Here is a 21,709-nt window from a genome sequence, read left to right on the forward strand (position 1 = left end):
GTACCGCAGCCGACTGTCACGCGGCTCAAAGCCCGGGCAAGTCAAGCCGGGGCAGATACGGATGAAGCAGCTGCCGCTCATCACCGTACGCCCGCAGCTTGAACGACTCGGGCCCGGGCCGACCGGCGGAGTCGAAGGCCTCCACCACGTCCTCGACGCGCTCCCACAATTTCACCGGCCCGCTCTCCCGCACCTCCCACCCAGCGTCGCAAGGCCTCAGCGAGGCCGCAGAGCCACGGACGACATCGACGAGGTGCACGACCTCACCTACGGTGGTCATCTGAGCGTCGGGAATCGCGCATTGGGCAAGAAAGCGCAGGTGAAACCCTTCCGGACTCGCGGCTGTGATCCGCTCGGGCCCGTACCGCGCCGGCCTGCCCTTCTCCGGCAGCCCCGCACCCCAGTGGGCGGGGTTCCCGAAGGCCGGAGCCGCGTGGGCCCGAGCCGACATGAAGGAGACCGTGCCCGGCAGCAGCGGTCCCTCCGCCGTACCGTCCTCGGCGACCGTGAGGAGGACGCGCGCGTAGCCGTACAACCAGCCCGACAGCGTGAGAAGAATCTTCCCGCCCGGCCGGGTCTGCGCGATGAGCGCGCCGGGCACGGACCGGAAGGAGCAGGCGGCCACGATCCGGTCGAAGCGTGCCTCGGGCCAGTAGCCGTACAGCCCGTCCGCCACCGCCAGGGTGGGCGTGTACCCGCAGTCGTACAACGCGTCGGCCGCCACCGCCAGCCGGTCCGGATCGACGTCGATGCTCGTGACGTCGGCAGACCCGAGGCGCTCGCAGGCCAGCGCGGTGGAGTAACCGCTGCCGGTGCCGATCTCCAGCACCGTGTGTCCTTCCTCCAGGTCGGCATCGGCCCACATCCGCAGGACGAGTGACGGCAGGGTCGACGAGGAGGTCGGCGCCCCACCGTGCCGCACCCGGGGCGCGCTCCAGTCCGGCTCCCGGTCGTCGAACTGGGTGATCAGCGTGGCGTCGGAGTACGCGGCGGCCAGCCACCTGCCGTAGTCGAGTTGGGCGGTGACGGGCTCCCACACGGTCAGCCCGTGCTCGTCGGTCTCGTCGGCGGACAGATAGAAGCCCGGCACGAACCGATGGCGGGGCACCTCTTCCACCGCCGTCAGCCAGCGGGGATCATCCACCGAACCGTTCCGCGCGAGTTGCTTCGCCATCGCCCGCCGGAGCGGAACGGCATGGGTCTCAAGGTCACTTCGCGTCGTCATGGACTCCGGTTTCCTCCCTGCTCAGGATGGAGATACCGGGCGTCGGCTCGGGACGCCGGCTCAGGATTTCGGCGAACGTTTCGGCGATGGCCGGGGCGTCCGGAAGCCAGCCCCACTGCCCGTTCGGATTGCACTCGATCGCCCACCAGTCCTCCGGAGCCGTCCCGTCACCGGTGAGCGCGAAGTCGAAGCAGCCGAAGACCAGCCCGAACGAGGCCAAGTAGCCGTGCAGAGCGCCCTGGACGCACTCAGGGACGGCGACGGGAGTGTGGACGAGACGGTCCCAGTCACCCCGCCGCCAGTCCAGCGCACCGTCCGGCGTGGTGATCCGCTGCGCGAAGACACGACGACCGACGACAGTGACCCGAACATCCCCGCTCTTCGGGATCTCGGCCTGAAAGAGATGCGCGGTCACCGAGAGCGCGTCGTCCAGCGCACCGGGCTCGATCCGCTGGGCCCAGATCGCCCCGGCGCGCCCGTCCGTACCTTCCGGCAGCCCACGGAACGACTTGTAGATGACACGCTCGTACTCGACCGCGAACTTCCGCGCCTCCTCGACGTCGTTGGTGACGAGGGTCGCGGGAACACGCAGCCCGAGAGCGGCGAACCGCTGGAGCTGGGCCGGCTTGAAGTCGGCGCGGGCCACTGCGGCCGGGTGGTTGACGTACAGCGCACCGCGCAGACCGTTGAGCACACCCCCGAGCCCATGGCGTGCCTCGGCGACAGCGAACTCCCGCTGCTGCACGGGCAGATGACGGAAACGGTCGGCGTACGGGGTGGGCCGACGACAGTAGACCGCCGTCACGGCCTCGGCATCCACCTCCCGGCTGGCAGTTCGCAACCGCCCACTCCAGGTCGAGCCACCTTGACCGAGTCGGAACCCGAAGCGGAGCCCCGGCCCGACATCCCCCGGATCAACGCGTACGACGGTCACACCGCGCTCGTTGAGAGCCGCGACGACCCGATCCGCGGTGACGTCCTCCAACGCGGTGAGCACCAGAACAACGGCCCCCACCGCTCAGTCCGACTCGTAGTCGGTCGTGTTGTCGTCCTGCGTCTGCGGCTGGGGCTGCTGCCCGTCCCCACCACCGGAGACCGAGGCCGTGCCCGTCGTCTTCGACGTCCCGTGCTTCCCCATCTCGACCACCTGACCGGCGGAGTCCCGGTAGACGGCGGTCTGCGAGGCGGCGTCCAGGACTACGGAGGCGTAGGGGGGAGGCCCTACCGGCAGCCGGTCGGTCACCAACCGCATGGCCCAGGGCACTTGAACGGCCGTTGTCGTCATGTGTTTCCTCACCAATCCTCAGCCTTCTCAAGCTGTGCCGACGTGGTGTGCTGACCTCTGCCGACGCGAGGCGATGTGAACGCTAGGAGCATGGTGTGCGGCACAGCCAGCTATGTGCATAGATGTGCATGACGGGCCTCCAAGGGTTGCTTGACCACGTCATCTCCCTTGAACCTGATGAGGTCACGTGAGGACTTGATGCACTTCGGTGCACACCATCGACGCGAAAGGCAGCCATGCGCTTACAGTTCATCGGGATCGACCCGGACACCGGCAAGAACGGGTCGCCGACAGCATGGGTGGACCTGGACAGCACGGACATCGTGATCCAGGGCTACACGGCCGACGATGAAACACGGGACCAGTGCGCGGAGAACACAGCGCCCGGGCACGCGAAAGGCATCCCTGATCACGAGACGGTGATCCGCATCCCCGCACGCCTGGTGCCCATCCTGAGGGAGGCCTGTGATGTCGCAGAACGTACCCAGCTTCGATGAACTGATGGAGGCGGCACAGCACTCAGCCGTCCACCTGGAAATGCGGGACCAATACGCGGTAGGTGACGAGGCGGACGACTTCGACACGTGGCTCAGCACGGGCCGACGCGACTCCGACCCCACCTCGGAGTACTGGGCTCCCTGGGTGGACATGATCTCCCGCGCGACCGCCCGCGGAGTTGTCGTACGACGTGCTCGCATCGTCTCCGAACCGGTCACCGACTACATCCGGTACGAGCACGCCGGAACCGTCGTCAATATGCATGCCGGCGAACAAGTGCGCTGGTTGCCGCGAAGCCGAGCGGCCGACCTGATGCTTCCCGGCGCCGACCTGTGGATCTTCGACGGGAGCCGCGTCCTCTTCAACCACTTCACCGGAACCGGTGACTGGGGAGACCCGCCCATGGAGTTGAGCACCGACCCGGTCATCGTGAAGCAGTGCTCGGACGCCTTAGAAGCGGTCTGGGCGCGGGCCATCCCGCACGACCAGTACGAGATCCACTGACAGAAGGCGCCACTGGCCAGCTCATGCCCATATCTCCGTCATCCTCGGCCCAGACCGCCCGTGAGAACGTGGCACGGCAACTCCGCGATCTGAGGAGGAACGCCGGCCTGACGGTCACCGAGCTGGGCTCCCAATGCGGTTGGCACCATGCCAAGACCTCCCGAATCGAGAACGCGCGGACACCACCGTCACCCACCGACATCCGCCTCTGGTGCCGCGCGACGGAGGCCGCCGACCAGATCCCCGATCTGATCGCCGCGTCCCAACACGCGGAATCGCTCTACCGAGAGTGGCGGCAACGCGTGCGCTCCGGCCTGCGGAAGCTCCAGGACAGTTACGTGGAGCTGTACCGGTCGACGCGCCTCCTACGCATGTACTCCCCGGTCCTGGTCCCCGGGCTCCTCCAGACCGAGGGATACGCGCGGGCGCTTCTCAGCACCAACGCCCGTCTCCTGGACGTTCCGGACGACGGAGCCGAGGCAGCTGCCGCACGCCTCCAACGCTCACAGGTCATCCACGAACCCGGACACCGCTACGTCTTCGTCATCGAGGAAGCGGTGCTCCACTACCAGCTCGGCGATGCGGATGCGATGGCCGCGCAGCTGGGCTACCTGCTGACCGCTGGCGCGCTGCCGCAGGTCTCGTTCGGCATCATTCCCATGGCGACCCGCGAGCGGGTGCTGTGGCCACAGGAGACGTTCGACGTGCACGACGACACGCTCGTCTCTGTCGAGCTGATCTCTGCCGAGGTGAACGTTACGCAGCCGTCGGAGATTGCCCTGTACGTCAAGGCCTTTGAGCAGCTGCGCAGCATGGCTGTCTACGGCAGTGAGGCACGCGGGCTGATCGTGAAAGCGATCGAAGCCCTGCGCTGACGCTGTAGGCCCTGAGTTGGCCACCCGTAGGGGGCCGTAAAGCCTGGGCGTATCGGCAGGCTCAGAGCTTGGGCTCCACCGGGAAGGGCATCTTGTCGGCCCAACTGGCCAGGGCTGCCGCCGCGATCTCGCGGGCCTCTCCGTCGACGGCAGTCTCCTCAAGGAGGGTTCGTTCGGCGTTGGGGACGGTGAGTTCGCGGTAGAACCGGAGGTCCTCGAAGCCGTTGACCGCCGAGTCCTGCCTGGTGGCGGCGTAGACGAGGCGCGAGATACGGGCCCAGTAGCAGGCAACCAGGCACATGGGACACGGCTCGCTGCTGGCGTACATCACGGCGCCCTCCATCAAGTGGCGGCCGAGTTTGCTGCCCGCAGCACGAAGAGCCATGACCTCGGCGTGCGCGGTCGGGTCACGGAGCTCGATGACCGAGCTGGTGCCCGTGCCGACGACCTCCCCGTCGATGACGACCAGGGCGCCGAACGGAGTCTTGCCCTCGTCCTCCAGGGCGTGCCGGGACAGCTCGATGGCCTGGGTGAGAAAGGCGTGGTCCGCGGGGATCTCGGGGGAGAAGGGCACCTGGTCTCCAAAGTCTCTGGTGGGCCGCACACGGCCGCGCTCACATGTAGACGGAGGGGTCGGCGTCGCCGAAGGGGCCGTCCAGGGGCATGTCGTAGCCCGTGAGGGGCGTGGTGGCGCCGACCGTATGGATGATGTCCAGCGCCAGCCCGGCCCGCTGGTGGTCGGTCCAGTCGCCGTTGTCCAGCACTTCGACCATATCCGGGATGGGCGCCGACGACTGGTCGCCGTCGAGGATGAGGCGGTGGATCTTGGGTGCCGGACGGTCGGACGCACAGAGCAGGAGGCTGGTGGCCGACAGCCGGTGATGCCACTCCTCGAACGCCCGGTCGGCGGAGGCGGGCCGGGCAGCGGCACCGGAATCGACAGGCAGATTGTGCAGGATCACACGGTCGACGGTGAGGCCAGCGCCGCGACGCAACAGGGCGTTCATGACGGCTCGATCGATCTCATTGCGGAGACCGACGAGACCGGGTTGGAGCCACATCAGATCGCACTGCACGATGACGGCGGCCGACACCTCGCTCGACTGGAGCGCGGCGAGGCGCTCGCGCCAGGCAGCCACGTCTATGAGCGGGTCCGTCACGTTCCCTCCCGGGTGTGCGCCCCGACCAGGGTAAGGACCTTGAGCCCCGTGACGATGGCTTCGAGTGGCCCGTTCTCGTCGGCTGCGCCGGGGAGAACACGGGCAGCCAGACCGGCCGTGGCCGTCAGGCCGGCGGAGGGAAGCGTGGCGAGGAAGCCGCGCAGCTCCGAGTCGTCCTCATCGGGCGCAAGCGGAGCCAGGCGGCACGCGACGGCGAGAATCATCGCGGCGGGCCGCTGATGCGGCTCCACGTGCGGGGCGGGCACGCGATACGTACGGCCGACCCGGCTGTGGTGCACGCGGTCACTCGCCGACCCGGCCGGAGCGGTACGGGAGAGGAGTCCGAGGAGGGCTGTACGCCCCTGATCGGCTGTGGTGAAGTAGCGATGGGCGGCGAACGTACGCAGGTAGGCGCCCAGCAGTTGATGGTCAGGGGTGAACTCGGGACGTACGAGTTCGGGCGGATGGGCGACGCGACAGTCCCGCAGGGTGGCGAGCGCGGTTACCGAGGCCAGGGCCCAGAAGTGGTCGTACTCCTCGACGCCGCCGAAGGCCGCACGAGCCGCGTCCGCCGCCGCGGTGGTTACGGCGTCGTTGCCCCCGAACAGCGACTGGCGCAGCTGGGTGAGGATGGACGCACCGTCCCAATAGTTCCCCATGAACTTCGTGCCGGTGAGGATCTCGTACACGCCATACATGGCACTGGCCTGGTGCGCACCGTGAAACTCGGCGAAGTCGGAGCTCCACAGCAGGACTTGGAGCGGCTCGGCGAGGAGCGTGCCGAGTTCGTCGCGGTCGGTGGCGGACTTCGGGTCAGGATCGACGCAGCGCAGGATCTTCAGCCGGGCGTCGGTACTCAGAGCGACCAGCTCGCGGGCGGATCGGTTGGATGCGACCCCTCGTACGGACATCAGCAGCGCGGTGTTGGCCAGCCAAGCCAGATAGCGGCTGAGGGCGCCGAGTGGCGGGGCGGGTTCGGGCAGGAGCCGACACAGCCGCACGACGGAATCGACCAGGGCGTGAGCACAGGTGGTCGCCTGGATCGGATCGGCTCCGCTGACCAGGGCGGCGCGGGCGAGCCGGTGCAGGACGTCGATATGGAGGGTGATCGCGTCCTCGGCTGCGTCCACCGCTACCTCGGCCTCGACCAGTTGGTCCACGAGGTCTCTGACAGCGCTCGGATCATTGCTGGTCACGGCCTGGCTGATGGCGCCGAGGTAGGTGTTGACGATCGGGCTGTTCTCGAAGCCGTGGGATAAGGAGCCGACGCCCGCGCCTGCCTGCCCAAGTGCCTCAGCGAGCGTGCGGCACAGCAGTCGGTTACGACCGCCGACGCTGGCCAGACCGAAGAGTCGTATGAACGAGAAGATCCCGAAGATATTGGCCAGCAGGAACAGCAACGCGCCGTAGGTCGCGCTGATCCTGTTGTCGCCCAACAGGCCACAGGCGGTGAAGAGGGCGGCGAACCAGCCAATGAGCACCCATTCCCGGAAGGCGATGTGGCTGTCTATCGCCCGTAGGGAGGGCCAGGAGCTGGCCGCGGAGAAGGTGAGCGCGAAGATCACGGCTTCGCCGGTCAGCAGCGTTGCGAAGAAGGCGATGCTGAACTGGGTGCCGGCCACGACGTCATCGGGACTGCGCGGATATCCGATCGCGACAAGCGCGAGTACGACAGCACACACGCACAGCACGATCTGCCGACGCCTCTGCACCACAGCCCCGCTCATTCCCCCGCGTCTCAGCCGACGCGTCCAACTCTCCCAGGGACTTGGGGTGTTGCCAACAGGGAGGTTGTTGCCCGACGGCCGGGCCTTCGGGCGTGGACGGATAAAGGACCATGCGGTAAGGGATCTGGCCTACTCTTTGGAAGGCCGGTGTTCGAGGAGACCATCTCGGCGCAGCGCACTTACGAAGACCCCCCAGGCGCTGTCCTGAACAGCCAAGATGGGTCCGTCGACATGCTTGGAGTCGCGTACGAGCGTGGAACCACCCGCATACGCGCACTCGACGCACTCAGTGCCACTTCCCGCGCTGTAGGAGGACTTGAACCACTGCTGTGTCGAGGACGCGGTCATCAGGGCTCCCTGCTTATACGGTCGACAAGCTCCGCCGATGAATCGAGATCGAGTGCCTGTGCGCTTAGGTATTCGAACGCCAACCTATAACGCTCCAACTCGGTTTGCTTCTCCATGAAGAGGCCGCCGCCGAGGAGGTCCATGTAGACCACGTCAAGCTCGGGACTCGGACCTCGAAGGATGGCGAAGCTGCCAACAGCCGCCGAATGTGCACCCGTTGAGAACGGCAGCACCTGGATGGTGACATGCGGTAGCTGTGACGTGGCGAGCAGGTGGTGGAGCTGCTCCCGCATCACGTCGCTCCCACCGACCTTGCGTCGTAGGGCCGCTTCATCGATCACGCACCAGATGTGCGGTGGCTCGTCCCGCTGGAGAAGTTCCTGCCTCTTCATGCGAATGTCGACCATGTGCTGTACTTCCCGCTCCCCGCACTGCACTTCGGATGCGCGGTGGACGGCCTCTGCGTAGGCTCGCGTCTGTAGGAGTCCAGGGATGTACACGGATGCGTAGTGGTCTTCGCGTACGACCTCGTCCTCAAGTGTGAGCATCAGGTTCATGGACTCAGGGATGGGGTCCGCCAGCGACCTCCACCAGCCCTGAATCTTCGCTCCCTTCGCGAGCTCGACGAGAGCGAGGCGTTCCTCGTCGGACGCGCCGTACTCACGGCATAGTGCGTCAACCGCAGGCCACTTGACCGTGCCTTCCTTCGTCTCGTAGCGACTGAGTGTCGCCTTCGAGATGCCGACGCGAGCGCCTGCCTCCTCAAGGGTCAGCCCCTTGAGTTCGCGAAGTCGGCGTAGGTCGGCGCCCAGTTGGCGCCGGCGAGTAGTGGGTCCGACTGGCATGTGATGACCCCCTTCATGTCGATCCATCAGATCGTCCTGGCCGCCCGGCCGTGACGGCAAGACAGGGTGCGCCGGGGGCGCGCGATCACCATCCGCGCTCCCATGAGCACGAGATGAGAGTTCCATTTTGAGAGTTCCAATGCAACTCTGGATGTGGAATCAACTGCGCACAGCAACTGAACGCCTCGTGTTGGGAGTTGAGCTATGGAGTGCACTACATGCATGCCGAGAAAGTCCTGGGATCTTCCGTTCCTGGCGGAGCCCCAGGAATTAGCGGCTCTACGACGCGTCCTACGTATCCATCTGGCCATGTGGGGGTTGCCTGACATCACCCCTGCCGCTTTGCTCTGCGTCAGCGAGCTCGTCGCGAACGTGATCAGCCACGTTGGCTGCGGAACCCCCACCACCCTCGCCGTCTCCATGAACGGCAGCCACCTGCGTCTGGAAGTCCACGACCCCGACACTCGCGCTCTGCCGACACTGCTCCATGCAGACCTGGAAGCTGAAGCCGGTAGGGGAATGGCACTCATTGATGCCACGGCCGACCGTTGGGGCGTCGAACTCCGTGCCGATCGGAAGGTGACGTGGTGTGAGCTGGACGCGGGCTTGTCGTCTGTCTGTATTCACATGGCGCGCTCCCCGGTCACCGGAGTCGAAGAACTGCTCAACAGCTACAGAGCGAAGAAGGCGCCGAACGCCACGGGCTCGGAATCTGAACCGCTGGCACTGACCATGGCGGAGGAAGCAGCGATCGACATCATCGCCGACCTCCTCCGCTGGATGCAGGCGCGTGGCCGTGACGCGGATGACGTGCTCGACCAAGCCCAGACACACTTTGAAGCGGAGACCGAGAACGTCACCCGCTGGTGATCGCGGCCGAGTACGACCACACATCGGCGGGAAGTTCATGCTGTAGATCCCAGGTGATCGCCATGGGCTTGCTGCCGGTGTGCTTCTCGTACGTGGCCGGACCTAGAAGCATCCAAGGCTCGGACTTGCCGATGCTATTGCGCTTGTAGCGGCGGAGGAAGAGCAGGACATGGCTTCCTTGCTCAGCGTGTTGCTGGTAGCGCAAACCGGTCGCGGAGTTCTCGGGGGTGGTGCTTTGGGACTCCCAGTGGAACAGGGTTGGGCTGAGGGCGTAGTCCCGGTACCGGACGGTGGGAGAGAAGTCCCGTTCGTTCTTCTCCAGGGTGATGAGGAGGGCGTCGGTCTTGAGCTCTTCCACCCAGCGCACACCTTGTCCGAAGTCCCTGGGCATCTGACCGCCCAACTGGGCGATTCCCAAGGCTGAGAGGATCTCGGAGCGGTTGTAGGAGCTGTGGATCTTCAGGGGGACGTGGGCGAGCGGGCCGTCCAGAGGGAGGGGAAGGTGGTCAGCCTCTTCGAGGGCGTACGACAGGACCTGCTGGAGTTCGTCACGGAACACGTGCTGGCTGCGCAATGCCGCGAGGCCCTCGCGGTAGCTGGAGAAACCGCCGGCGTTGTCCCAGAGGTTGAAGAAGAGCATGCGGGCGTACCCCTGCTCTTCCGGGAGCAGCGCGTTGTAGTCGGGGGCGTCGTCTGCGAGTAGTCGGAGGTACGACTGGATGCGGTCCGGATCGTCGACATGTAGGAAGGCGTGGACGCGCTTGAGGAGTTCCGCCTCGCCCGCGGGCGCCTCCTCATCGATGAGGCCAGCCTTGCGCAGCACCTTGGTCCAGGAGTTGTCGCTCTTGTAGACCTCTTGGATATTGCGTCGGCTCTCGCGGAGGTAGTCCGCCAGCCGCGGGGTGCTGTAGTCCTTGGCCTCCTTGGCCAGCGTGGTGATGGTGGCCTTGAGCTGAGTGCGGATGTTGTCGAGGATCAGGTCTTTGGACTTGCCCTCCAGGATGATCTGGCAGCCGGACGGTAGCTGGGGGAAGCCCTGCTCGATGCTGTCTACGAGGCGGTTGCGAGAGAGATTGGTCAGGGCCCGGAACTGCTCTTCGAAGCGGAACTCGGCTCGGTGCTGACCGATGAAGTCGAGCACGGTAAGGACAGGTTTGTTCGGTGTGCGGCGCAGGCCACGGCCTAGTTGTTGGAGGAAGACGGTCGCGCTGTTGGTGGGGCGCAACAGGAGCAGTGTGTCGACGTCGGGGATGTCTAGTCCCTCGTTGAAGAGGTCGACAGAGAAGATCACCTGGATACGACCTGCTTTGAGATCGCCCAGTGTCTGCTCGCGTACCTCAGGTCTGGAGTCGCTGTCGAGGGCTGCGGCTTGGAACCCTGCTTCCCGGAAGCACTGCGCCATGAAGTGGGCATGGGCCTTGGACACGCAGAATCCGAGGGCCCGCATGGCGGCCGGAGAAGAGATTTTGTCCTTGACCTGTTTGATGACGATGCGGGCGCGAGCCTCGTCACCTGTGTAGAGCTGTCCGAGCTGATCGCGGTCGTAGGTACCCGAACGCCAGTCAAGGCGCGTCAGATCCGTCCCATCGGGGAGCCCGAAGTAGTGGAACGGACACAGTAGGTCATTCTCCAGTGCCTCCCACAGCCGGAGCTCTGCTGCGATCCGTCCATCGAAGAACTCGTCCTGCACATTGCGGCCGTCCATCCGCTCCGGAGTTGCAGTGAGTCCCAAGAGCTGGTCCGGCTCGAAGTGCTCGATGATGCGTCGATACGTCTCAGCGGTGGCGTGATGGAACTCATCGATGACGATGACGTCAAAGTGCCCTGGGTCGAGTTGCTCCAGTCGCTGGAGGTTGAGCGATTGGACGCTGGCGAATACGTGCGTCCACTCGCGAGGCTCCTTGCCGCTATGAAGCAGTTCCCCGAAGGAGGCGTTGTCGAGCACCTCTCGGTACGTCCGCAGCGACTGCTTCAGAATTTCCTTGCGGTGGGCAACGAAGAGTAGACGGGGAAGCTTGCCGCGCTGCTGGTCACGCATCCTTCGGTAGTCCAAGGCGGCCATGACAGTCTTGCCTGTGCCCGTAGCCGCTACGAGGAGATTCCGGCCGCGGCCACGGATCTCCCGTTCGACGTGGAGGCGCTCCAGCATGTCCTTCTGGTGCGGGAGGGGATGGACCTCAAGGCCGGAGAGGCTGATCTTGAGGTCCTCTGTCGTACCGGTGCCGCTGGCCTGCGCGAGGGCGTTTGCGAGCCGCTCACCGTCGTGATCGGGGTCGTACGACTCGAACGCTGCGTCGGCCCAGTAGGCGTCGAAGGTCGCCTCGAACTTGTCGAGCACCCTGGGGGTGGAGACGGAGGATAGCCGTACGTTCCACTCCAAGCCGTCGAGCAAGGCGGCCCTGGACAGGTTAGAGCTGCCCACGTACGCGGTGTCGAAGCCGGTGTTACGGCGGAACAGCCAGGCCTTCGCATGCAAACGCGTCGACCTGATCTCGTAGTTGACCTTCACCTCAGCACCGAACTCGCGCACCAGCCGGTCCAAGGCATTGCGGTCCGTGGCACCGATATAGGTGGTCGTGATGACTCGGATCGGAACCCCGCGTTCCTTCGCCGAGCGGAGGGAGTCCTCAAGGACCCTTATCCCGTACCACTTCACGAAGGCGCACAGCAGATCGATGCGATCGGAGGTAGCGAGCTCTGCCCGCAACTCCGCTCCCAGGCTCGGGTCATCGGGTGCGTTGGTGATGAGCACGGTCTCCGACAGGGGAGTCAGGGGTCGGATCGCGTAGACGCCGGGAGTCTCCTGTTCCGCCAGGGCAAGGAGCTGTCGCGGACCATCGACGATGGCCGTCACCGACCCGTCCACATCCGGATCCGGCACGCTGCTGACGAGCGCCTGCATGATCTCGTTGGCCGCGTTGACCTGCTTGTCATGGGGCAGTTGGCTCAGCCGGCGTCCTACGGCTTCCCCGATGAAGCGGGCCAGAACGTGCGGAGACGACTCGGCGCTGACCTCCATCTGGATTGGCTTCCAGCCGGAAGCGTTGAGCTGATCAATCTGTGCCTGCATCCCTTCGGTGATGAGCTCCTCGTATACACCTGCGACAGGCTGTGACAGATCCCCTGACTGAACCACGTCGGTCCCCCTCGATCGCTCGCTTCGCCTTGACCAGTTCTAACAGGGGCCACTGACAGGCGCGGGCTGAGTCCTCGCACGGCATCGGAACGATCCGATGGCGAAAGTCATGTGACATAAGTGATCGCCTTCGGACAGTATGGTGCGATGGGACAGCAGGCCATCGGTCACATAGACGGCGTCGTACCTGGTGAGGTCTTCTCCTCGCGCATGGAGATGAAGAACGCCAACCTGCACAGCGACGTGAGGCGGGGCATCTCGCGGCTGAAGGACTCGGACAGCAGCTACGTCGCTGATGCCATCGTGCTCAACGGAGGCTACGAAGACGACGACGATGACTGGACCTCGGTTAAGTACACGGGTGCGTCGCCGGACGACGAAAAGGACGGCACCAAGCTTCTGAAGAGTCAGTCCTGGGAGTATCGGGACAATGCGGCGCTCAAGCTGAGCTTCGATCGCGGATATCCGATTCGCATCTTCCGAGGACCTAAAGGCGATCGACGATACTCGCTGCCCAACAGCTACCGGTACGACGGCCTGTATAAGATCACGGCCGCACATGACGCCACAGCGAAGTCGCCGGCTCCTGATGGCACGCCAATCACCATCTGCCAGTTCATCTTGGAACGCCTGCCTGACCCAGAGCAGGAACTCACCCCTGCTGAGCGCCAGATCGCTGAGGTGCTGGTACAGCAGGAGGAACTGCTGGACGTTGAGGCGACGACTGTCGATGACGAGAGCGGTGGAACAACCTCTGCCGAGGACGGGGAAGCAAAGCCCCCTGCTACCCGGGTCTCTCGCGTACAGCGCATTGTGCGTGACCCCGCCACGGTGCGGCGAATCAAGGCGCTGTATGACCATGAATGTCAGTTGTGCGGCCTGCGCTTGGTCGGCCCCGATGGAAAGCCGTACAGCGAGGGTGCTCACATCAAGCCTCTAGGCAAGCCGCACAACGGCCCAGACGTGGAGCGCAACATCCTCTGCCTGTGCCCCAACTGCCATGTCCGATTGGACATTGGGGCAGTGCTCATTGAGGAGGATTGGTTGATCGTCGTGCGCACCGGCATGTTCGGAGAGAACCTGCGGACTAAGCTCAAAATGCATCGGCGACACAAAGTGCACCAGGAGTATGTCGAATACCACCGGGAATGGTGGATATCCCATGGCCCGAGGCATGAGCCCACCGAGTCGGCGATGTAGAGAAGCCGGTATGCAGTTGATGCGCGCCGAATGAATCGCTCGTAGTGGCCGTGGGCGGCGGCCACTACGGCGCGGGAATCTTCCTTGCCCACAACCCCGGGACGCTGCTAGCTAGTCTCCTATTTCGATACCTCGGCTGAGTAGACGGGTCACCCGGAGAGATACTCCATAACGGCAGCCGTGGCAATATTCATCATCTGGCGGGACCGCACGGGACCCACCCCTTTTGCCTGTTGAAAATCAGTCTCAGAGGCTGCAAGAATTTTTCCAACGGTATCGAACCCGAGCTGTTTCAGGCGACCGCGAGCGAAGGCCGTCATGTCTAGCTCATCAACGGTTCTGTCGAGCTGAGATTTAATGAACTCCTGGCGCTCCGCATCCATTTTTTCTACATCGAGCCGCGCGATGCTTTCGTAGAGTTCATGGTTTGCACCAAACTCCACCATACGCTTAATCGATATGGACCCGCGTAGCCAATTTGTTGCGGTGACAGGATCTGCCTCAGGGGCAGTGCGAGTCCCTACGTTCAGCATGTATCGGGTTCCGGTAAGTCCCCGTGTGGCGACGAGACCGCTTCCAGCTTCGTGAAGGATTCCGCTGTAGCAGAGAAGGCGTAGGGCTTCCTTTACGGCAGCTGGAGCATCACGATGAATCCACAAGAATATTCGCTTATCGGGTTCCTCGCTTTGCCGCTGATTCTTTCGCAGCATTGGAATCACGTGCTGCTGGAGAAAGTCGCGACCCCAATCGATTACGGCTCGATGCCCAATGTATCTATCGCCGAGTGCAGAGTGCTCGCTCCATATAGTGTCACGATAATACTCTTTCATGACACGCTGAGCATTGCTTGTAGTGAGAGTTGAAGCAGCTGACACGGTTTTGAGTAGAGTTCGAGGATTTCCGCTAGATGCGAACGCTAGTGCGTCAAAAACCGCTCCGTGCCGATTGATCGAAGCTTCCAAATTGGGATCTTGGCGAATTACGATTTCGCGCATGGCGCTCAGATGGCTTGTATCGAGTATGTTCCGGTTTACGTTGATCAATTCTGCGTCATGACTCAACTGGAAAGAGTCGCCAAAATATGTCACACCCGGATAAACGGCCGCTTTCACTGAGAGGTATGGGCTTCGTAGATCACGCATTACAGTGAAGAACTGGCGCTGTTGCTCAGGTATGAACACGTGAGCCGCTTCGTCGATTAGTAGAACTATTCGATTCACACCTGCTTGATCACACAAGTCCTCGACCGCATCTTTGATTCTTTCCGGGTCGATTCCAGATTCGGTTTCTATCGGGGCAGATTCGTTTTTCCATGCATCTTCTAGATTTGTCCACAGAGTTTCAAGGTGGGACGCGGTAGTGTCGTCGCTCTGCCCGCTGGAAAGCATTGCGAAGACACTGCTTTGGCTTTGCAAAAGGCCCTGTTTTCTCGCCTCTCGAATGATTCTGTCGCATATTTTGGCGAGCATCCAGTGCTTGAAGCGCTCTGAATCCGATGTCTGGAGGAGTCCGGCCTTGTTGAAGGTGACGTAAACGGCAAGCGTTTTGGTCTTGGCGAAGTCGTCGCTCATCTCCTTCTGTGCAACCTTCAGGAGGAAGGACTTTCCTACGCCTCGGGCACCCTGCAGTACCACTGTCTTTCTGCCCTTCAGGGCGTTAATCGTCTGTCGGTCGAAATCTGTTTCGACGAAATATTTCTCGACATCCTCAAGGGTGAGATCCTCTGTGCGGAAGTGGAGTTCGCTCGTCGTCATGATGGCCGCACCTCGAGGGGAAGTTGCAGTAGTCTTCTTACGGATATTAGATGGGAAAAATGATCCTCAAGAGAACCCTCGATGGTAGATTTACCTGATTGTGGAAGGTCCTTGTAATACCTGACCATGAGGCAGTGCAGTGTTGTGGTGAGAGTTTTTTCTGCGGTAGAGAGCCACTCATTAGTTATGTCTTCGCGGTATGAGATGTCGGTAGGTAGGAGTTGGGATGTGGAGACTTTTCCATGGATGTACTCCGAGCACCTCCTGTAAGCCTGCCTAAGGTCGTCAAGTACCACGTCTTTCTCGTCCATTGCTTCTGGGCAGAATTCTTTGAGAAATGGAGAAGAGTATAGACCTTCATCCTTTGATGTAATTGAAGACCAGCTGATATCCAGAATTCCGCTCACCCATTGGCGGCGTTTGAATTCGTGGGCGCTTAGGTAGATGGCGCCAACTGTGACTTCAAGAAATGATCTCAGGCTAGAAAATGCCTGACGATAAAGGCCACTCATTGCCGCGTAGAAAGCTAGTCCAAAGTCGCGGTGTGCGGACCTTAGTTGCTGAGATTCTGGGTGTGTACTGAGCACTTCAAGCCACACGGCTAGATCGGCTTCGAGGTGTAGAACCCGGTTTATTTCGGCTTCGTTCGACCTCGTTGCTTGAACGATATGTTCCACGCATGACTTGTGTAGCTTGAGCATCGTATTTTCGACGCTCGAAGCGCTTTCGGTGCTTCGCTGCGACACGTTCACTCCCCCTATAGTGCCGCCCCGTGACACGCGTCGTATGGCTGGTCCTGGCCGCACCAGCAATCCGCGCTCCGCTGCGGAGGCCAAGCCACCGCCCGCCCCCGCGCAGCCAACGTCGTCGCATACTGCGGCAGCAGGGTCGGGTCCCCCGGGGACGAGCTCTCCGACGCCGCGAACGCCTCGTACGACGGGACCGTGCCCGTCACGATTCCCAGGTTCGGCGTGCCGGAGGCCGACAGCTCGCGGAGCGAGGACTCTATGGTCGCGAGGTGGTCGGGATGGGACGGGTACTCCGTCGCCAGGTCCGGGTACGCCGACAGGAGTTCCGTCAGTTCGGCCGCCGGCCAGTGCAGGACCGCCACCGGGAACGGGCGGGAGAGGGCCTCGCGGTAGGCGCCCAGTTCTGCCTGGAGGCGGGAGATCTCCGCCTCCAGCTCCGCCGGGTTGTCGGATCCCAGGGACCAGACGCGCTTCGGGTCGTGGAGTTCGTCCAGGGAGACCGAGGACGAGTGGAGGGTGTCGGCGCGGGCGTCCCAGTCGTCGTGGGGGAGGCCCAGCATGCGGCGGACCCGGTGGCGGCCGAACAGCACCGGATGCGTGGCGTAGGGGGGTTCCGGGACGTCCGTCAGGAGGAGCGTCGCCGCCTCCGTGAACGTGTCGTGCGCCGCCTCGAGTTCGTCGTGGGACTCCAGGGACTCGGCGATGATCACCCAGGGGGCCGGGTCGCGTGGGGCGGTGGTTCGGAGACCGTCGATGATCGCGCGTGCCTCTGCCTCGTGGTCGTACTCCCACAGGTTCGACGCCTTCAGGGCGCGGACCAGAGGCGCGTTCTCCAGCTTGTCCGGTGTGGAGAGCAGTCGGTCGTAGAGCGCGGTCGCGGCGGGGCGGGCGTCGGCCAGTTCGAGGTGGGCCGCGGCCTGGAGGAGAAGGGCCTCGGCGTCCTCGGGGTAGAGGGCGGCGGTCCGCTCCAGGCGTGCCGCTTCGGCGGTGTGGTCGACGTTCTCGGCAGGCGTGTCGGGGCGCATGAACGACACCGTACTGCCCGGCGGTGACAAACGAGAGATAGAGATAGGGGGCAGTCGATGAGAGGGGAGTCGTTCCGTGGAGTTCGAGTTCGGTGGGCGTGTGGTGGAGTGGCGGGGGCCCGCTCCCTACTACTTCGTGCCCGTGCCCGAGGAGGAGTCCGAGGAGATTCGGGCCGTTGCAGCGATGGCCTCGTACGGGTGGGGGGTCATTCCCGTCGAGGCGACGGTGGGTGGGGTGGTCTTCGAGACCTCCCTGTTTCCCAAGGACGGCGGGTACCTGCTGCCGCTCAAGAGCGCGGTGCGCAAGCCGCAGGGGTTGGTGGCGGGGGACGAGGTGCGGGTGGAGATGAGGGTTCGGCTGCAGTAGGGGAAGGGATACGGCGGGAGCCGTATCCCTTCCCCTGCCTCCGCTGGTCGTTTCCAGCGCTGGTCACGGCACAAGGACGATCTTGCCGGTGGTGCGCTTCTCCTCGATCGCGCGGTGGGCCGCGGCGGCTTCGGCCAGTGGGTACGTACGTTGGACCGTGACGCGCAGCCGGCCCGCCTCGATGCGCTCGGTGATCCGCTCCAGCACCTCCCCGGAGGGCTCGGCGGTGACCCAGACGTAGCGCAGGCCCCGGGCTACGGCCTGCTGCTCATCGGTTCCCGGATCGATCGAGGCGCCGATGAGCAGACCGCCCGGCCGCAGCACGTCGAGGGAACTCGGCCCGTACGAGCCGCCGACCAGATCCAGGACCGTGTCCACGGGGGCCACGGCGGTCCGGAAGTCGGTGGCCGTGTAGTCGACGAGTTCGTCGGCGCCCAGCCCGTGCAGGAAGTCATGGTTGGCCGCCCGCGCGGTGCCGATGACGTGTGCCCCGAGCTCCTTGGCCAGTTGCACCGCGACGTGACCGACGCCGCCCGCCGCCGCATGGATCAGCACTCGGTCGCCGGGCTGCAGCCGCGCAAGCACAACCAGCGCCTGCCAAGCGGTGAACGCGGCCAGGGGTACGGCACCCGCGTGCACCAGGTCGAGGTTCCTGGGCGCGGGAGCCAAGGCGTCGGCGGGCGCGGCAGCGAACTCGGCGTAGGCGCCGCGGCGGGTGACCGCCAGCATGCCGTACACCTCGTCTCCCGGCACGAACCGCGTCACGCCCTCGCCGACTCGCTCGACGACGCCGGCCACGTCGTTGCCGGGCGTCCACGGCAGGGTGACCAGCTCCGGCACTCGGCCGGCCCGGAGAACCGCGTCGCCCGGATTGACTCCGGCACCGGCGACCCGCAGCAGCACCTCCCCGGGCCCGGGCTCGGGCACGTCGGTCTCGGCGTAGGTGAGCACCTCCGGACCGCCGAACGCGGACTGGACGATGGCATGCATGCGGGCGGACATCAGGACTCCTCGGCAGTGGGTCGCGGTGCGTTCCATGGTCATCCCGACCGATAACCCCACGGAAGAAGGCACTTATCTGATATTCAGGTTCCTCATGGATACCGGCTTCGACCTGAGGAAACACGGTGGCGTGGACGTCTTTCTACGCGACTGCCCCACCCGTGCCGTGCTGGAGCTGATCGCCAGCAAGTGGACCATGCTGGTGCTGGTGGCGCTGGAGGACGGCCGGCCCATGCGGTTCGCCGAGCTGCGCCGCCGGTTGGACGGCGTGACGTCGAAGGTCCTGACGCAGACCCTGCGCGCGCTGGAGCGCGAGGGACTGCTGACCCGCAGTGTGTACGCGACCGTGCCGCCGTGTGTGGAGTACCGACTGACCGAGCTGGGCCAGGAGGTGGGCGGGCTGTTGCAGAGCATCACCGACTGGTCGCAGGCGAACATCGCCGCTATCCAGGCCGCACGGGAGGAATTCGACGAGCGCGCCGCCCGCCAACCCCCTGGGACCTGACGACACCGCGCTGCCCGGACCGGCATCCGAACAGCGCGTCACGTCGCTACAGGGCAGGGGTTCTCTGATGCGGCACTAGATCGTCACGCCGTCGATCTGCAGTGTCTGGACCGACTTCGCGGGGAAGGAGACCGCCACCGTCTTCCCGGACAGGTAGGTGTCCGAGTACGACTTGTACGCGTCCCCGCCCGTCGTCACCGTGTTCCAGCGCGGGACCAGGCCGCCGGAGCCGCCGGTCACCGTGGTGAAACCGGACAGGTTGAAGGTGAAGGTCTGGGCGGACGTGGCCGTGTTCAGGGCGACTATCACCAGGCGCTTCGCCGAGGAGTCGTACGCGGCAACGGCGTTGCTCACGCCCGTGTCGAGGATCTTCATCCCCGGGCGGATGTGGCGGCTGAACTGCGCCATGACGTAGTACTTCGTGGTGACCGCGCCCGCCGCCAGCGTGCTCGCGTCGTACGCGATCATCGCCCAGTTCGTGGACGGGTCCATGACCTGCCAGTAGACCCAGGCGGTGGGGTGCAGCCAGCGGAAGTCGTAGAGGAGGTTGAAGGCCATGGTGTAGCCGGTGCCGTCGTTGTCGCCGGTCTCGGAGTTCCACAGGGCCTTGCCGGCCGTCGTCACGACGTCCGTGTAGAGCAGGTCGCGGCGGCCGCCCGAGCCCTGGTAGCCGTGGACGTTGACGCGGTCCACATAGCCCTTCGTGGTGGACGAGAACGAGCTCCAGGTGGTGCGGGCCAGGTCGTAACTGGTCTCGTCCGATGCCGAGATCTTCGTGCTGGTCAGGCCTCGGCTGTTCAACTCGCCACGGAGGTAGGGGAGTACGGCCGACTGGACCGTCGCGTCCATGTGGCAGCCCTCCTGGGTGCCGGTCGCGGTCCACCAGGAGGACGAGGGCTCGTTGAAGGCCTCCACCGTCGCGAAGTTCACGCCCCAGTTGTTCTTGGCGTACAGCGCGACCGACGCGAGGTGGGAGGCGTGCTGGCGGTAGTTCCAGGACTGGAGGTTGTTGCCGCCGTCGGAGGCGCCGGACGGGTTGTGGTTGAGGCACATCCACCACATGGGCGAGTTGGCGAACAGTTCGGCCGTTGCGCCGCGGTTCACCGCCTTGACCAGCATCGCGCGCTGCGTCGCGTCCGCCGTCCAGTCCCAGGCCGAGGAGGTGGGGTCCTCGTTGTTCCAGTCCTGCCAGTAGCCCTCGATCTGCTTGAACGCGGGGATGTTGGCGGAGGCCACCATGCTCTCGCCGTTCACGGTGTTCCAGCTGGACGCGCCCAGGTTGTAGCGGGCGATGTTCAGGCCCAGGCCGGGGAGCGAAGTGCTGTTGTACGTCGTCGACTTGGTGGTGAAGAAGATGTCGGCGAAGTCGTCCCGGGTACCGAAGACGTTGCCCCACCAGGCGAGGGACGTACCCCAGCCCTCCCAGGTGCCCCACGACGTCGACGGGCTGACGGCGATCGTCGCGTCGGCGCGGGCCGTGCCGGTGGCCAGGGCGCTGCCCAGGAGGCCGCCTCCCGCGGCGGCCAGGAGTGTTCTGCGTCGGATCATGGCTGTTTCTCAACCTCTCCGTGCGGCTCAAACACCGGTTCCCGGACCGGCGTCGACTCGTCCCCCCGCATGCCAACACGAAGCATCAGGTGTGGCGTGTGGGGTTGTCGAGGGTTGTGACAGCGGTTTCTAAAACCCGTGGAGGAAGTGATCGTGGGGAGGGGCTGTGACAGGAAGCCCTATGGCTCTGGTGACTTGGCGGCGGTCGCCTTATCGTGCGGGCCGGCTGTGGGCCTGTTGTGGGTCGGCGGGAGGTGCGCGATGCGGCGGGTCGTGGGGCACGGTGACCGGCGAAGGCGGGCGCGGCGACGGCGGGTGGTGTGGACCGGGGGCGAACTCCTCGTCACCGTGGGCTTGGTGCTCATGCTCCTCGTCGTGCACCAGCTGTGGTGGACCAACCGGGAGGCGAAGCAGGGGGCCGAGCGGAAGGTGGAGGCGCTGGAGCGGGAGTGGGGGGAGTCCGGGGGCTCCACGGACTCCGGGAACGCAGGGAACTCCGGCAGTGGAGCCAAAGGTGGCTCCGGTGCGACCGGTTCATCGTCGTCCAGCCGTTCCGGCACCGGCCGGCAGCAGACGTCGTACACCACCCGGGTCGTCGCCTCCCAGGCGTACGCCATCCTGATCATCCCGCGGCTCGGGCTGCGCGTCCCGATCGCTGAGGGGGTCAGCAAGCCGGACGTGCTCAACCACGGGTACGTCGGCCACTACCCCGGCACCCAGCAGCCGGGCCAGGCCGGGAACTTCGCGCTCGCCGGGCACCGCAACACCCACGGCGAGCCGTTCCGCTACCTGCCCCGCCTCAAGCGCAAGGACACGATCGAGGTCGAGACCAGGTCGGCGACGTACACCTACGTCGTGGACCAGATCCTGCCGCAGACGTCGTCCCGGGACTCCGGGGTCGTCCAGGCCGTACCGCGCTCGATCGTGAAGCCGTCGTACGGGTACAAGGAGCCGGGCTACTACATCACCCTCACCACCTGCACGCCCGAGTTCACCTCGCGGTACCGGATGGCGGTGTGGGGGAAGCTGGTGTCGATGCGGCCGCGGGCGTAGGGCGGCAGGGACGCGGAGTGCCGCGGCCGAGGT

At 64.7% G+C, this 21,709-nt stretch carries 22 protein-coding genes; 8 read left to right on the plus strand and 14 right to left on the minus strand.

Translation table 11 applies throughout. The features are described 5' to 3' along the window. Positions 1–25: 25 nt before the first annotated feature. The 3 genes from tgmC to EDD90_RS33845 are packed head-to-tail and all read right to left on the minus strand — an operon-like array spanning position 26 to position 2,477. Entirely contained in the window at positions 26–1,225 is a 1,200-nt protein-coding gene (tgmC, locus tag EDD90_RS33835; protein WP_123976678.1) for an ATP-grasp peptide maturase system methyltransferase, read from the minus strand. Continuing rightward, positions 1,209–2,240, minus strand: coding sequence for an ATP-grasp ribosomal peptide maturase (gene tgmB / locus EDD90_RS33840; RefSeq protein WP_123976679.1), 1,032 nt, complete (start codon positions 2,238–2,240; stop codon positions 1,209–1,211). Before tgmB ends, tgmC begins: the two co-directional genes overlap by 17 nt. Before the next feature lie 3 nt (positions 2,241–2,243). After that, a complete protein-coding gene (locus EDD90_RS33845; protein WP_123981935.1) occupies positions 2,244–2,477 on the minus strand; it encodes a putative ATP-grasp-modified RiPP in 234 nt (77 codons plus the stop codon). A gap of 269 nt (positions 2,478–2,746) precedes the next feature. On the opposite strand from EDD90_RS33845, the gene EDD90_RS33850 reads away from it, so the two are divergent. From EDD90_RS33850 to EDD90_RS33860, 3 genes are read left to right on the plus strand one after another with little or no spacing between them, the layout of a single operon-like run. After that, on the plus strand, positions 2,747–3,007 hold the full coding sequence (locus tag EDD90_RS33850) for a hypothetical protein (RefSeq protein WP_123976680.1): 261 nt from the start codon (positions 2,747–2,749) through the stop codon (positions 3,005–3,007). After that, complete coding sequence (locus tag EDD90_RS33855; RefSeq protein WP_123976681.1) at positions 2,979–3,512, plus strand: DUF6879 family protein; 534 nt, start codon at positions 2,979–2,981, stop codon at positions 3,510–3,512. The genes EDD90_RS33850 and EDD90_RS33855 overlap by 29 nt, the downstream gene beginning before the upstream one ends. 23 nt (positions 3,513–3,535) lie before the next feature. Then, positions 3,536–4,387 (plus strand): helix-turn-helix transcriptional regulator, encoded by an 852-nt coding sequence (locus EDD90_RS33860; RefSeq protein ID WP_123976682.1) that lies wholly within the window; start codon positions 3,536–3,538, stop codon positions 4,385–4,387. 61 nt (positions 4,388–4,448) lie between these two features. Here the strand turns inward: EDD90_RS33860 and EDD90_RS55770 are convergent, their stop codons facing one another. The 5 genes from EDD90_RS55770 to EDD90_RS33880 all read right to left on the minus strand — a co-directional run bounded on the left by EDD90_RS55770 (position 4,449) and on the right by EDD90_RS33880 (position 8,467). Then, a complete protein-coding gene (locus EDD90_RS55770) occupies positions 4,449–4,961 on the minus strand; it encodes a nucleoside deaminase (protein ID WP_185149313.1) in 513 nt (170 codons plus the stop codon). Positions 4,962–5,001: 40 nt separating this feature from the next. After that, positions 5,002–5,547, minus strand: a complete 546-nt coding sequence (locus EDD90_RS55775; RefSeq protein WP_185149314.1) for a hypothetical protein — start codon at positions 5,545–5,547, stop codon at positions 5,002–5,004. After that, complete coding sequence (locus tag EDD90_RS33870) at positions 5,544–7,262, minus strand: hypothetical protein (protein ID WP_123976684.1); 1,719 nt, start codon at positions 7,260–7,262, stop codon at positions 5,544–5,546. Before EDD90_RS33870 ends, EDD90_RS55775 begins: the two co-directional genes overlap by 4 nt. 141 nt (positions 7,263–7,403) lie before the next feature. Beyond that, positions 7,404–7,622: a DUF397 domain-containing protein gene (locus EDD90_RS33875; protein ID WP_123976685.1), complete on the minus strand. Its 219-nt coding sequence runs from the start codon at positions 7,620–7,622 to the stop codon at positions 7,404–7,406. Beyond that, positions 7,622–8,467 carry a helix-turn-helix transcriptional regulator gene (locus tag EDD90_RS33880; RefSeq protein WP_123976686.1) on the minus strand — a complete coding sequence of 282 codons (846 nt, stop codon included), beginning with the start codon at positions 8,465–8,467 and terminating at the stop codon, positions 7,622–7,624. The genes EDD90_RS33875 and EDD90_RS33880 overlap by 1 nt, the downstream gene beginning before the upstream one ends. A 222-nt stretch (positions 8,468–8,689) precedes the next feature. Between EDD90_RS33880 and EDD90_RS33885 the strand changes: the two genes are divergently transcribed. Further along, complete coding sequence (locus tag EDD90_RS33885) at positions 8,690–9,337, plus strand: ATP-binding protein (protein ID WP_123976687.1); 648 nt, start codon at positions 8,690–8,692, stop codon at positions 9,335–9,337. Here the strand turns inward: EDD90_RS33885 and EDD90_RS33890 are convergent. Beyond that, positions 9,324–12,407, minus strand: coding sequence for a DUF3427 domain-containing protein (locus EDD90_RS33890; protein ID WP_185149315.1), 3,084 nt, complete (start codon positions 12,405–12,407; stop codon positions 9,324–9,326). The two genes, EDD90_RS33885 and EDD90_RS33890, sit on opposite strands and share 14 nt — an antisense overlap. A 213-nt stretch (positions 12,408–12,620) precedes the next feature. Here EDD90_RS33890 and EDD90_RS56450 point away from each other — a divergent pair, with 213 nt between their 5' ends. Further along, positions 12,621–13,673: a YDG/SRA domain-containing protein gene (locus EDD90_RS56450; protein WP_123976688.1), complete on the plus strand. Its 1,053-nt coding sequence runs from the start codon at positions 12,621–12,623 to the stop codon at positions 13,671–13,673. 149 nt (positions 13,674–13,822) lie between these two features. Here the strand turns inward: EDD90_RS56450 and EDD90_RS33900 are convergent, their stop codons facing one another. The 3 genes from EDD90_RS33900 to EDD90_RS33910 form a co-directional block, all read right to left on the minus strand. Further along, positions 13,823–15,427: a hypothetical protein gene (locus EDD90_RS33900; protein ID WP_123976689.1), complete on the minus strand. Its 1,605-nt coding sequence runs from the start codon at positions 15,425–15,427 to the stop codon at positions 13,823–13,825. Then, entirely contained in the window at positions 15,424–16,104 is a 681-nt protein-coding gene (locus EDD90_RS33905) for a hypothetical protein (RefSeq protein WP_123976690.1), read from the minus strand. Before EDD90_RS33905 ends, EDD90_RS33900 begins: the two co-directional genes overlap by 4 nt. A gap of 80 nt (positions 16,105–16,184) precedes the next feature. Continuing rightward, on the minus strand, positions 16,185–17,201 hold the full coding sequence (locus tag EDD90_RS33910; RefSeq protein WP_123976691.1) for a hypothetical protein: 1,017 nt from the start codon (positions 17,199–17,201) through the stop codon (positions 16,185–16,187). A 76-nt stretch (positions 17,202–17,277) separates the two neighbouring features. Between EDD90_RS33910 and EDD90_RS33915 the strand changes: the two genes are divergently transcribed. Beyond that, positions 17,278–17,568 carry a DUF1905 domain-containing protein gene (locus tag EDD90_RS33915; RefSeq protein ID WP_123976692.1) on the plus strand — a complete coding sequence of 97 codons (291 nt, stop codon included), beginning with the start codon at positions 17,278–17,280 and terminating at the stop codon, positions 17,566–17,568. A 63-nt stretch (positions 17,569–17,631) separates the two neighbouring features. Here EDD90_RS33915 and EDD90_RS33920 read toward each other — a convergent pair whose 3' ends face one another. Next, positions 17,632–18,570, minus strand: coding sequence for an NADP-dependent oxidoreductase (locus EDD90_RS33920; RefSeq protein WP_123976693.1), 939 nt, complete (start codon positions 18,568–18,570; stop codon positions 17,632–17,634). Between the two features lie 130 nt (positions 18,571–18,700). On the opposite strand from EDD90_RS33920, the gene EDD90_RS33925 reads away from it, so the two are divergent. Continuing rightward, positions 18,701–19,075: a winged helix-turn-helix transcriptional regulator gene (locus EDD90_RS33925; RefSeq protein WP_398926311.1), complete on the plus strand. Its 375-nt coding sequence runs from the start codon at positions 18,701–18,703 to the stop codon at positions 19,073–19,075. A gap of 75 nt (positions 19,076–19,150) precedes the next feature. Here EDD90_RS33925 and EDD90_RS33930 read toward each other — a convergent pair whose 3' ends face one another. Then, the gene (locus EDD90_RS33930) at positions 19,151–20,623 is read right to left on the minus strand and encodes a beta-1,6-galactanase (RefSeq protein ID WP_123976695.1); all 1,473 of its coding nucleotides are present in this window, start codon (positions 20,621–20,623) and stop codon (positions 19,151–19,153) included. A 261-nt stretch (positions 20,624–20,884) separates the two neighbouring features. Between EDD90_RS33930 and EDD90_RS33935 the strand changes: the two genes are divergently transcribed. Continuing rightward, a complete protein-coding gene (locus EDD90_RS33935; protein ID WP_123976696.1) occupies positions 20,885–21,676 on the plus strand; it encodes a class E sortase in 792 nt (263 codons plus the stop codon). The last annotated feature ends 33 nt before the right edge of the window (positions 21,677–21,709 follow it).

Origin of the sequence: Streptomyces sp. Ag109_O5-1, from assembly GCF_003814875.1 — a bacterium.
GTDB classification, from domain to species: domain Bacteria; phylum Actinomycetota; class Actinomycetes; order Streptomycetales; family Streptomycetaceae; genus Streptomyces; species Streptomyces sasae.